13 protein-coding genes are annotated in these 12,814 nt (G+C 48.3%); all 13 read right to left on the reverse strand.

The window, feature by feature from the left end; translation table 11 throughout:
• The 13 genes from PVA46_RS07335 to PVA46_RS07395 all read right to left on the reverse strand — a co-directional run bounded on the left by PVA46_RS07335 (position 1) and on the right by PVA46_RS07395 (position 12,729).
• The gene (locus PVA46_RS07335) at positions 1-1,347 is read right to left on the reverse strand and encodes a hypothetical protein (RefSeq protein ID WP_167696085.1); all 1,347 of its coding nucleotides are present in this window, start codon (positions 1,345-1,347) and stop codon (positions 1-3) included.
• Between the two features lie 3 nt (positions 1,348-1,350).
• Positions 1,351-2,607: a hypothetical protein gene (locus tag PVA46_RS07340; protein ID WP_167696086.1), complete on the reverse strand. Its 1,257-nt coding sequence runs from the start codon at positions 2,605-2,607 to the stop codon at positions 1,351-1,353.
• A gap of 20 nt (positions 2,608-2,627) precedes the next feature.
• Positions 2,628-3,206, reverse strand: coding sequence for a hypothetical protein (locus PVA46_RS07345; protein WP_167696087.1), 579 nt, complete (start codon positions 3,204-3,206; stop codon positions 2,628-2,630).
• 20 nt (positions 3,207-3,226) lie between these two features.
• Positions 3,227-3,910 (reverse strand): PAQR family membrane homeostasis protein TrhA, encoded by a 684-nt coding sequence (trhA, locus tag PVA46_RS07350; protein WP_167696088.1) that lies wholly within the window; start codon positions 3,908-3,910, stop codon positions 3,227-3,229.
• 14 nt (positions 3,911-3,924) lie between these two features.
• Entirely contained in the window at positions 3,925-4,680 is a 756-nt protein-coding gene (locus PVA46_RS07355) for a lysophospholipid acyltransferase family protein (RefSeq protein ID WP_167696089.1), read from the reverse strand.
• A gap of 52 nt (positions 4,681-4,732) precedes the next feature.
• On the reverse strand, positions 4,733-5,992 hold the full coding sequence (locus PVA46_RS07360) for an ABC transporter permease (RefSeq protein ID WP_167696090.1): 1,260 nt from the start codon (positions 5,990-5,992) through the stop codon (positions 4,733-4,735).
• Between the two features lie 3 nt (positions 5,993-5,995).
• Positions 5,996-6,676, reverse strand: a complete 681-nt coding sequence (locus PVA46_RS07365; protein WP_167696091.1) for an ABC transporter ATP-binding protein — start codon at positions 6,674-6,676, stop codon at positions 5,996-5,998.
• Positions 6,673-7,299, reverse strand: a complete 627-nt coding sequence (locus tag PVA46_RS07370) for a hypothetical protein (protein WP_274360284.1) — start codon at positions 7,297-7,299, stop codon at positions 6,673-6,675. The genes PVA46_RS07365 and PVA46_RS07370 overlap by 4 nt, the downstream gene beginning before the upstream one ends.
• A gap of 71 nt (positions 7,300-7,370) precedes the next feature.
• A complete protein-coding gene (locus PVA46_RS07375; protein WP_167696093.1) occupies positions 7,371-8,453 on the reverse strand; it encodes a DUF871 domain-containing protein in 1,083 nt (360 codons plus the stop codon).
• Between the two features lie 9 nt (positions 8,454-8,462).
• Complete coding sequence (locus PVA46_RS07380; protein WP_167696094.1) at positions 8,463-8,816, reverse strand: PTS lactose/cellobiose transporter subunit IIA; 354 nt, start codon at positions 8,814-8,816, stop codon at positions 8,463-8,465.
• A gap of 11 nt (positions 8,817-8,827) precedes the next feature.
• Positions 8,828-10,102 (reverse strand): PTS sugar transporter subunit IIC, encoded by a 1,275-nt coding sequence (locus tag PVA46_RS07385; protein ID WP_167696095.1) that lies wholly within the window; start codon positions 10,100-10,102, stop codon positions 8,828-8,830.
• A gap of 89 nt (positions 10,103-10,191) precedes the next feature.
• A complete protein-coding gene (locus tag PVA46_RS07390) occupies positions 10,192-11,502 on the reverse strand; it encodes a 6-phospho-beta-glucosidase (protein ID WP_167696096.1) in 1,311 nt (436 codons plus the stop codon).
• A gap of 87 nt (positions 11,503-11,589) precedes the next feature.
• Positions 11,590-12,729: a cysteine desulfurase family protein gene (locus tag PVA46_RS07395; RefSeq protein ID WP_274360285.1), complete on the reverse strand. Its 1,140-nt coding sequence runs from the start codon at positions 12,727-12,729 to the stop codon at positions 11,590-11,592.
• Positions 12,730-12,814 lie beyond the last annotated feature (85 nt).

The following is a 12,814-nucleotide window of genomic DNA, read 5'->3' on the forward strand; positions in this document are numbered from 1 at the left end:
TTACCAAGAACGACGCGCTTGACTTGCTAAGAGATAGTATCGGCGTACAATTTTATCTGCCCTAACATGATAAACCACCCGAATCGCCAAGCCCTGCCACGCTTTGTCCACAAAGTAAAGATCTTCTGAATAATCGCCTCGGCTACGACGCTCTTGCCACACTGCCAAGCGATGCTCTGGTTTTATCGCCATCAAAGAGATCATCGCAATGCCCCCGCCGTAGTCATTCCACCAAGTAACATACGGGTTACTTGCATCCGTTGCCTCTCTAAATGCGCGATCCACCCTGCTCCAATCGTTCTCTATGGCTAAATCCAAGCGAATACCAACCTCTGGGCGAAGCCAATCACTCTTCTCGCCCGCTAGGAAGTGCGCCCTAAGAAAGAAGGAGAGTGCCTCCTCTTCTCTCAACAACGTCTGTAAGGAGTCTCCCACCTGCGCACGAAAAGGTGATGCAGGGAAATTCTCTTGCCACAACGCCTCATCCATTTGCGTCTCATCGTCGCTAGCGCTGATACTGCCCTCACGCGTGTAGCGCATGGCATCGATATAAAACCCAGCGCTATCCACCAAATAGCCATCGGGCGTAAGGTAGACAAAGTTGCCAAGCAAGCGATAGAAGGTGCGTACGCGCCACGACTGGAGGTTGCCCTTCTCTAACGCCTCGTTAATAAACGCAATCTTCGCCTCGCGGTTGTCCGTCAAGGGCTGATAGGCTTGGGTAAAAAAAGCGCGCTCGGCATCACGAAAACGTTGAAAATACTCCTCATACGTGGGATCGTTACGTGGCGTACTTGGATCATAATAGGGAGTCAGAATAACCAAAGCGATAGTATTCTCTACATCGACAATCACATTTGCGCCCACCGCAAAGCCAAGCCAATCGCCCAAATGCTCGTAGGATGCCCAATTAATGGGAAGATCCCCCCACTCCATATCAGGAAAGAGGGTAAAGTAGCTATCTACTTTTGATGGTGGCCCATCGAAGGTAGAGTACATCGCATTGGGCGCACCGTGTACCTCGAGAAAGTCAGCAAAATCGCGCCCCAGCATCAAGTCAAACGGCAACGACGCGACACCCTCAACCATAGAAATTGCATCTTGTGTCTCTTCTGTTTCGGTAAGATAGGCGATCATCTGCTGGCGTAGTTCCATGGGGATAAGATTCGAATTCGGCTTAGCCACCTCCTCCACGGCAACCTCTTCCGCCTCCACTTTGAGTGGAACTTCTACCACCTCGACAAGATCCTCGCTTGGCTCTGCTTGCTGAAGACTACTCTCGCTTCTTTCCCCACAGCTTACCAACCAAAAGATCGTGCTAAAAACCCAGACACCCTTCCTAAACATACACTACTCCTCCTTAGGGTTGGGCATAAAGAACGAACGATGCCCCACCTTATCCCCCCACACGCGGTAGGTGATGGTGATAGGTTGCCCCTGCCATACGCGCTGATAGAGATAGAGACCTCCCCGACCAAACTCTTGCCATAGTGCCAAGCGCTCTTCGGGCTTATACGCCATCAACGACAAAAGCGGATATCCCTCAAGGATATCATTACGCATCGTAACATACGGCGAGCTAGTATTGGGTGCGTTATAGAGACTACTACCCTCCAGCAAGACCAAGCCTGTATCGGTAGAAATTTTATCATAAAGCTTTTCAAACGGCATGTCCATGTAGATCTCTACACCTGCGCCCTCTTTTTGGAGCAAGCTAAGTAACGAGTCGCCGACCTCTGCCTTAAAGGGAGCAGCGGGCATGTCCTCTTGCCAACGCGCCACATCCATCCCCCAACGTCGCTCTGGGTTACTCTTGTCCCATCGGCTATCATATGCATCCGACCAATAGATAGCCAGCTGAAAACTATCAGTTAATAAATCTTTTACGGGCATAAAGCCATCGTCCACCAAGTAGTCGTCGCGCGTAATGGTATTAAGCGTCATTAGCTTGAGGTAGAAGAGGCGTATCTCCTCCTCGCTAATCCACCCTTGCGCGACAGCCTCTTCAGTTAGGCGACGGCGAATCTCATCGGTGAGCGAAATATACAAATCTTTCGGAAAGGCACGATACTCTTGGCGTTCCGCATCCCAGGAAGAGACATTAATTATCATGATCTCTTGCGCATCATTCAAGCTTAACGTAACATTCCACAGCTCGCCCTGCCAACGGGTAATCTCTTTGTAAAATGCTGTATAGTTGCGATCACGCCCATAAGGAGGTCTATAATCGGGATACTCATTTGTATTTTGCAACTCGCCATCAGGTTGGCCATACAGCGCGATCCACGTATCGATATGCTCCCCAAAGGGCATCGGTGTGGGGTAATAATCCTCGCGGTCTAGCTCGATGCTCGCTTGAGGCTCGGCTTGCGCCTCGATATCTTGCAGATAGACAATCATCGCGCGCAAAAGTGTATCGGGGATAAGATTGACATTCTCCTCTCGCACTTCCACGCCAACTTCAACCTCTTCTACCTCCGTCGTAACTTCTTCCACCACGACAAGATCCTCGCTTGGCTCTTCTTCAGGCAGAATCGCCTCCTTATTTCCCCCACAGCTTACCAACCAAAAAATCATGCCAAACATCCAGACACCCTTCTTAAACATACACTACTCCTTCCGCTCTTTTAATCCACCAGACACTCTTCAATAAAGTAGTCGATGCAACGAAAATGAAATCCTTCTTCCGTTAAAAACGCAATGTATGCATAAGGATAATCCCCAGCATGCGTGGCAATCACCCAGCCATCATACAGCCAGTAGTGTGCTAATCGACTACCTAATGTTATCTCAACATCTTGTGGAATTTGCTTACGAAACCAACTCTCCTTGGCATCACGTTGATACCACGCTTCTAATAACTCCTCGTCGGCAGAACGATTTTTTCCGAAGTGCTCCCGTAGCATTGTTGTCATCGCTTCCTCATCACGATATAAATCTTCGGGGGTAAAAGCGACACTACGAATTTCGCCTTTATTCAGATAAAAAGTCAGCGTGCCTTGCATGCCTAACCACGTTACATCGGGGCGGACAACCTGCCTAAAGGTTGCGCTTAGCTCGCGCACCTCATCGCGCTCATTCACCACTAAATCATCCCACACGCGCCAAGAAGCGTCAAAGGGAAGCGCATGGCTCTTTGTCGCCTTTTGCTCACCGCCACAACTCATCAAAATCAATAAGAGTATCCACAATCCCGCTCTTTTCATTTTTTACTCCCCAATTCTCTTTACTGTACCGGCATCGGCAAGACAATGGTGTACATCACCACAAAGAAGAGCGCCGATCCCGCCAAGACAAACCAATGAAAGAGATCGTGTACGCGCATGGCCGTCTTGAGATCCTTCTTTTTACCCAGCGCATAAATCACTGCACCGATGCTGTAGAGTAGCCCCCCGCCAATCATCATGGCGACGCCTTTAACTCCCACGCTCTGGTAGAGTGGACTCAAGACATAGACCGCCACCCAGCCCATCGCAATATAGAGCGTTGAGTTGATCCAACCCGGTGATTTGATCCATATCGCCTTAAAGAGCGTGCCCAAAATCGCGATGCTCCAGATAATAATCACTAAAATCCAATCCAGTGGATAATGCAACACAACTAAACTCACCGGCGTATACGTTCCGGCGATGAACCAGAAGATCATGATATGGTCAAACCGACGAAAGAGTTGTTTTACGCGCGTACCGCGCTTAAAGCTATGATATAATGTACTCATGGTGTAGAGTAAAATTTGACTGACCCCATAAATGATAAAGCTCACCGTATGCACCGTACTGGCGCGTTGAATCGATGCCACCACCAAGACCACCAGCGCCACCACCGACAACCCCGCACCAATCATGTGTGAGAGCGCCGACCAAGGCTCATTTTGTGGTAGTCTCTCTGCTTCGCTCTGCTCTTTGTCCATTGTCAAACTCCTTTCTATTGCTTACTGATACTAGCGTCATTTGCCGAGGTAAAGCCACTCTCCACCGTCGTCTGCACTTTTGTCATCAGCGCTTGCTTTTGATCAGATGGATAATCTTTGGTCTCAATCATCGGGTGGATGACAATATCGATCGGTTTTTTACCCCCCACCTGCGTGATATATTGCCCAGCCTTCCAGCTTCCACTAATCGTAACCGGCACAATTGCGGTATCGGCAAGATAGGCAATACGTGATGCACCCACCATAAAATCACGATTCTTAGGGCCTCGACTACGCGTACCTTCGGGATAAATTAAGGCGCTATAGTGCTCTTCGGTGAGGCGCTGTTTTGCCTTTTGAAAGAGCTTCATCGCCTGCTTAGGATCTTTACGATCGAGCATATAACACTCTAACGATCGCATATACGTCGCAAGAAAGGGAATATCCCCCAACTCCTTCTTGGCGATCATCGCCATTGGGGTGCGTAAATAACCATAACACAAGAGAATATCACTGTACTCCTGATGGTTGGACATAAAGAGCACCCCACGATTCTTAGGCAGATTCTCCAAGCCACTCACCGTTACGCGTGCGCCATTACCCCACATCAATGCACGAGATATCCAACTGAGCGTACGATAAGCAAAGGCTCGATTGAGCTTGCGCGCGCGTAAAAAGCGCAATAACCACTGAATCAGTAAAAATGGAATCGTTACCAAACTCACCAAGATAAACACAACCAAAAATCGTAATAGCCCCAAAATCTTCATTTTTCTCTCCCTTACACCTAGAAATTCATCTGAAAAAGTTGTTTATTATATCTTATACTTTTCTCAATAATTGCATCGGCTTCATCACGCTTGCCCGCCATGCCGGCACAAGACTAAATATTACCGTTAATATAACCACACCGCCCAAGCTCATCAAGAGCGATGCCCACTCAATCCGCACCTCCATCCCACGTAGATAAAAGCTCAAGTCTAACACTGGCCACTCAATCCATGGCAAGATCTGCCCCAAACCACGCGCCATCACCACACTGACATCCTCCACCCACGGCAAGAGATGCACAAAACCAAAGGTCAACAACAAACCAAAGAGCGCACCCAGTAGGACACCAGCTAAGGCCGTCCAAAAGCTAGCAAAAAGATAAAACGCAAAGAGCTGTCTGCGATGCATGCCCAAAAAAGTCAGGGTAACAATGCTCCTAATCTGTTCCAAATAGAAGAGTTGAAGCACCCCCACCGTATTGGCAATCGCGACCACGGTAATCAAAATCAACAAAAAGAGCAAGATCCCACGACTAGAATTGAGGCTCACCAGTTCGCTCTTGTTGAGATTTTGCCAATCATACACCAGATAATTATTACCTAATATTGCCTGCACCGCATCACGTGTTGCCTTAATGTTTTTGTACGGCTCATGCACTTTGATACCAAAGAGATGCTCTTGCTCCCCATCTGCAAAGAGATCCTTTGCCCAGGGAAGGGTTACAAAGAGCCAGCGCTCATCCAAATTTTGATAGCCTGTAGAGACCAACGCAGTAATTTCTGCCCGTAAAATACGCGGTTGGTAGACGCCCATCGTATCCGCGTACGCCACCATCAGGCGCACCGTATCGCCCACGCCAAGACCCAACTGCTTCGCACTAGCCACTCCCAACCAAACCTCGCCCTCATTGAGCATAGCATCCGGAGGCTCAATCGTTAAATAACGTCGAAATTGTCCCTCCTCGCCATAGAGCTTAGGATCGATGCCCCGCAACTGCACACTCATGCGCCCCGTCGAGGAGAAGGCTAACCCATAACTACGCACCTCTTCATACACCGCATGCACCATCGGTGCATCGGCGAGACGCGCTTTTGCCTCATCAAAAGTCGGATCTAAAAAACTTGTTACTTGTAAATGATACGAGTAGGTCTCTAAAAAGCGATCGATAATGCCCTCCACCATCGACCTTGAGAGTTGACTCACAAAGACCAACGGCGCCACACTCAAGGCAATCACCCAAATGGCGCTCCGTAGAGCGCGCTGTTTAGGGTTTAGCATAAAGCGCCTTGCTAAATAGCTACTAAGGTTCATCAGCTAGCTCCCTGCAAGAACCTTCGTCAGCTCCAATTGACGCGAGGCTCGCTTCGCCAACTGCAGATCGTGCGTAACCAATAGCAACGATCCTTCTTCGGCAAGTGTTAAATCAACCATCAAGCGAAAAACATTCTGCGCATGATAGCCATCCAAACTCCCCGTCGGCTCATCAGCCAAGATCAATTTTGGGCGATTCATCAACGCACGCGCTACCGCCACACGTTGGCGCTCGCCACCCGATAATCGCGCTGGCAGGCTCTTCTCTTTATTAGCCATACCTACCGCATCCAAAAGATACCGCGCGCGCGCATCCACCGTGGCACCGCGTCGCCCAGCTAACCACGCCGGCATGCAAACGTTCTCTAACACCGTAAAATCTTCCAGCAAAAAGTGAAACTGAAAGATAAAGCCTAACTCCTCATTGCGATACTGCGCCAATGTTCGATCGCTTGCCTTACCCACATCCACCCCACAGCTCGTAATCGTACCGCCATCAAACGGGTCTAGACCAGCAATTAAATTGAGTAATGTCGATTTGCCCGATCCCGACTCACCCACCACCGCCATCACCTCCTTGGGATAGAGGGAAAAAGTGAGATGGTGCAACACCTTTTGACGCGCATCGCCCACCTTATAGCTCTTCTCTAGTTGCTCCACATAGAGAATCGGCTTAGGGCTCATTCTTGCCCGTCTTCACCGCGTTTAGTTAGCGACAACGGCAACAACCAACTTGCAAACGCAATTGCCACCACCAATAAGACGCTTAAGGCAGTAAAAAGATATTGATTCATAAAGATAAAGACATCGCTTGCCCCAGCCACCAACGTGGCTACTACTAAGCCAATCAACGCAACCCATGCGCCTTTAGCGTAAAACCGCGCAACTAATAGCGTAAACAGTAGATAAAAAAGCGGGCGAAAGAGATACTCATATGCACCGTCAGCACTGCTTCTAAAGAACCAGAAAATCAAGCCATCTACCGCAAAAAACGTGGCCAAAAAGGCAATCAAGTAGATCTCGTCGCGCAAAACCCAACGACAGTGCAACGCCCAAGGGATCATCACCAGTAAATAACCAAAAGGTATCAGGTAATCTAACACAAAAACCACCACCCATTGCGAGGCGAAGGTCATATAATCGCCAGCAAACCCCTGATCTAAAAGAAAGGCACGAATCAGAACCATCGGCAAGACCAATAGCAAGCCTATCGCCCCGTGCCACAAGACCATCCGTGGCGCGCGCCCCATAAATAATTGAGTAATTAGCAGTGCGGGCATTAGCCCTAATACAAAGAGATTCATCATTGTTAAGTATGCATGGATTATCGCATTTTGACAAGAGGGGCAACCCTAAGATCGCCCCTCTTTTCTCTATTTTATGGAATTAATTTGAATTTATGCCACGCTTCGATGCGATCTAAAAAAGGGATATAGTCAGGGTGCACGCGCGCCACCACCGAACTCTTACCACTATTCTCCATCGCATGACGCGCAATCTGCATCTCGCCAGCATAATGCCCATATTCTGAACTCTCAATGATAATATCACCGCGCTCAATCGTTGGCTTAGCGTTCATCACTGCAAAGTGATGCCCCTTGTGCTTAACGCGCGACTGGGTGGAACGTACCAAAAAGCTACTGACATCGCCACGATTGAAGTGCAACTCATCAAAGAGAATGCTCTTCTCTACCGCAGGCAAATCGATAAGCGTCTCGATCTTAAGCTCTAGCACATCTTTATTGATCGCCGCTAACGTCGCCAACTCCGCCTCACTGGCAAAGCAGTTGGAGATAATCACCACATCGATGCCACTAAAGAAGAGATCTCGCGCCTGCACATCGATAGGCAACGCGCGATGCTCCTCAAGCGTACACAACCCTTGATCGACCGGCCAAGGGCCAAACGTCGCCACATGCGAGTTGACAAAGGCTGCCGTAGTTAAACCAAATTGCTTAAAACGCACGTTACAGCTATCAAAATGCGCGCGCGTTAAGCCACTGTAACGGTGCGGATAAAAGTTATGACACCCCAACATCATGTGTGTGTTGGGCTTGTAATCCATAATCGTCTCGATATAGTGCGTGTCGTTGCTCATGTTGATCTCCACCTGCAGACCATGCGGGTTGTAGGTCATCATCGACTCCTCCATGCCCGTAAAGCCCATATCCAAGCGAAAACCTTTCACCCCCAGATCGGCAAAGAAGCTCAAATCTTGATATGAAATCCCCAGCGCACTAAAGATACGCGGAGCCACATCGACAATCACATCGTACTTGAGCGCCATCGCGTGTGCTACCGTCTCCTTAAATTCAGCAACAATCTTCTCCTTATCGCCCTCAATCGAGAGCAAACACATAAAGACGCGCGTAAACCCATGCTTGGCCGCTAAGTCCAAATACGCCTTATTCTCGGCGATGGGCGCATGCCCTGCATAAACCGAAATGCCTAATTGACGCATCCTCTCCCCCTACTTGCCTTCAAGTGCGCGTAAACGTGCATCTAAATCTGCCACTTTTGCGTGCAAATTGATAATCTTCTCGGTGAGCGCCTTCTCCGAAATCGCCGTCATCAAGTGATCTTGTGCGTGCAAAAAGAGCATGCTAATCTCAACGGGATTACCACCGCTCTCCTGCTGAATAAAGCCTGTCTGAATCTTATGCGCAGCGTGGAGCTCAGTATCTGCCTCGGCATAACGCGCCTTAGCCTCACCAATCTTTCCTGCCTCAGCCAAGCTCATCGCCTCAAAGACCTTACCTCGTGCCTCACCAGCACTGGCGATAATCGTAAAAATCGCCTCTTCCAGATTTAACTCTTCACTCATCTTTTACACTCCTACTCTTTAGCAGCATCCAGCTCTTCTTGGTACATCTTCTTATCGTACATCTTCATAAACGGCAGGTAAACAACACCCAAAATCACGATGTTCACCAATGCTAAAATCGCTGCGCGGATATCAAGCCCCGTTGCAAAGAAAGCCCCTAAAGGTGCGGGGAATGTCCACGGTGCTACAAGCACAGGAATATTTACCATACCAGAAGCGATAGCGATGTAACTTACAATCGTAACAATCACAGGACCTAAAATAAAGGGCACAAAGAAGAACGGATTGAGCATGATTGGTAGACCAAAAATAACTGGCTCATTAATGTTGAACAACGCAGGAATCAATGTAACCTTACCTAAATCCTTTAAGTAGCGAGAACGAGCAAAGAGAAGCAAAAAGACCAAACTCAACGTGCCACCAGAGCCACCTATCCAGACAAACCACTGAAAAAATGGCTCTGGAGTTAAATAAGGAATCGCCGCACCAGCTTCGTAAGCACTACTATTTTCAGAGATCATCTCTGTCCAAATAGGACGCGCCACCGCACCCACAATAGAGACACCATGAATTCCCATCGTCCACAAAAGCGTTACCAAAAAGACAATAATCACCGCACCATAAGGAGTATCTACGATATTTTTTAATGGATCAAAAATCTTAATAAACATCGCCTGTAAGTCAACTTTTGCGATAGTAATTAAGGTAAACATCACAATCATGATCGCAAAGGCCGGAAATAACGCAGAGAAAGATTTAGAGACAGAGTCAGGCACACCTTCGGGCATCTTGATAACTAAGTTCTTCTTCACAAAGAGACGAAAGATCTCTACGGATAAAATAGAGGTAAAAATTCCCGTAAATAAGCTCGCACCACCTAATCTTCCTAGAGGAATCACGAACCCTAAGCCATCAGCTATTTGAGGCATGGTGGTCATAAAGTAGGCCATCAGCGAAAGCGTACCGCCACTCCTACCATCTAGCTCATAGCTCTTGGCAAGGCTATATCCCATATTATATGTAGCATAAATGGCAATTAAGCCTGTAGTAACACGAAACGGTAACGCAATACCCAGCGAATTTGCCGCCAAAAATTGAAAAAATGCCTTACCCTCCTTAAAGGCGTCGGTAAAGGGCAAGTTCAAGAAAATTAAAAATAAACTGCCTACAATCGTCAATGGAATTGTTGAGACCATTCCATCGCGAATTGCCATTAAATGACGTTGCTTAGCAAGCTTGGTCATCGGGTTCAAAAAGTAGTGTTCCATCAAACTACCTGTACTCATTTTTCATCACTCCCTTCATACAAAAAAAAGTATTTTTACTATCTATCCTTCATTTTACCATGCTTTTGGCAAGCTGTCAATCACAACAATTAAATCTGCCAACCCGATAGGTGGGGTTTGTGTGCTTGCAGTAACTCGTTAAAAATCACACGCGTCATCGCACCGTGCTTGGTGAGCGGATTAATGGTGAGGGCTTGAATGGCGATGTTGTAATCTTTTTTTACCGCCGCTTCGATAGTGAGGCGCTCGAAGGTCTTCATTAGGAGAATTTCGGCTTGCGCGGGCGCTGGTAGAGGCGAGGCTTTGAGCGAAACTGGGCCAAAGCTGGTGATCATGGCGGAGGTTTCGATGATCGCGTCGTCAGGGAGAATACCAATGGTACCATTATTTGGCATGTTCACCACCATAATCTCTTGACTATTGGTATAAATCGCACGAATCAAACCACAGGCAGCGTCGCTGTAGTGCGCCCCTCCACGCTGTTCAAGTTCGGCTGGTTTCTCGTTAAGTTCGGGGTTTTTGTAGATTTCAAAGAGCGCCTCTTCCACACCACGCACCACTTCGGCACGCGTCTTGCCATCTTTAAACGACTCCAACTCTTCGTGTAAAATATCATCTTGCATGTAATAATAACGGTGATAGGGGCAGGGTAACATGCCCAATTGTTGAACAAATTCCTTATTCCAAACGATAGGTTTAAGATTTTTTACGACCGATTTAGTGGATTCATGCTCAATGATTTTGGGTAGAATCTCTTGGGTAATCTCTCTGCCTTGGTGATAAATATGTTTACCCCAAACATAATGATTCATGCCCAAAAAGTGAATAAAGAAGTCCTCATCGCCAATCACCTCGCCCACCGATCGTTGCATGCCGATAGGCACATTGCACAGACCAATACACTTGATGCTAGAGTGGCGATGCACCGCCTCGGTAACCATACTGCTGGGGTTACTAAAGTTGATCAGCCACGCATTGGGGCAGAGACGCTCCATCTCTTTAGCAATCTCCAAAACCACAGGAATAGTACGTAATGCCTTCATAAAGCCACCAAAACCATTGGTCTCTTGCCCAATTGCCCCGTGAGAGAGGGGGATACGCTCATCTTGAATGCGTGCATCTAGCAGACCTACACGTAGTTGTGTGGTAACAAAATCGGCATCTTTGAGCGCCTCTTCACGATCCATCGTCAGATGAATCTGCATCGGCACGCCAGCCTTCTCTACCATCCGCCTAGCCAGCGCGCCGACAATCTCTAACTTTTCTCTACCGGCCTCAATATCGACCAACCAGAGCTCTTTAATCGGCACATCTTGGTATCGACTAATAAAACCAGCTACAATCTCTGGCGTGTAGCTAGATCCGCCACCGATTGTGGCAATTTTTAGGGGTTTTTTCATGGGGCTCACCTCTCACAAACATAGAGTCGTCTCTCTTTTTATTATAATTTTATCATGCGTTTTCCCCATTGTCAAGAAAAACGTATATTAACGAGGAAGTTCTGCCATCGCCTGCGGAAGTGCGACCGACAAAGCCTCTAGTTGTGAGATCGGTGTCCATGGGCTGTAGGAGAAGCGTACGATTTCCCCTGCCTCTTTCATGGCGATACCTTGGGCCATCAGGGCACGTAGACGCTCTTTGTTGCCTCCCGAGCAGGCGCTGTTGGTGCCCACCATGATACCATGCTCGCTTAAATGGCGCACCACCACCTCACCGGGGAGGGGAGCAAAGCGCACCAAGTAATGATACATCGATTTTTCTCTTGCCGTCGCCTCTTGATGGTAGACCACGCCACCAGCATCTGCCACCGCTTGGTAGAAAAGCGCTTGCTTGGCTTGCGCCTGCGTATCTCTCTCTTGGGAGACGCGGTGTAGCGCAAGCTCCAGCGTCTTCACACCAAACAAATTCTCCGTGCCCGATCGCATACCAAATTCCTGTCCACCCCCCTGCAGAAATGCCTGCTTACTGCCACGCCAATAGAGCAACCCCACGCCCTTAGCTCCCCCAAGTTTATGCGCCGAAAGTGCCAAGGAGTCGCACCGCCAATGCGACACCTCCCCGTAGAGATGCCCCACTACCAACTGCGCCGCATCCACGTGCAAGTGGATCGATCGGCTCTGATGCTCGGCTTGATAGGCATCTAACACCTTACGGATCGCGCTAATATCATTGATCGCCCCACTTTGATAATTGATCGCCATACAACAGAGCATGCGTACTTCTTTAGTCAGCAATTTTTGCAAGTCGAGGAGATCTAAACGACCCAATTTATCTACCTTGACAAATTTAATACTAAAGCCTGTTTGCTTCAACCAACGGTGATTCTCATACATCGAGGGGTGTTCTGCCTCGCTCATGAGGATGGTACCCCTTGCCGGCGATCGCAAAAGCGAGAGCAACACAAGCTGATTCGCCTCGGTAGCGCCACTGGTAAAGATAAGATCGTCTGCCGGTAACCCTAAGTACCGGCCAATTGCCTCTCGACTTATCGACAAAGCGCCTCTTGCTCGCTTACCCGCCTCGTGTAAACTAGAGGGGTTCGCAAAATACTCCAACGCCACGCGATACGCCTCTTCTACAAAAATCTGCTCCAACATCGCCGTAGCGGCGCTATCAAAATATAACATACCTTTCGATTTTAGCATATTTATCCTATCTTTGCCAAGAATGCATTGACTAATCGGGTCTCTTTACGCTAAAATATCAGAAAAG

Origin of the sequence: Entomospira culicis, from assembly GCF_028748145.1 — a bacterium.
Lineage (GTDB): Bacteria > Spirochaetota > Spirochaetia > WRBN01 > WRBN01 > Entomospira > Entomospira culicis.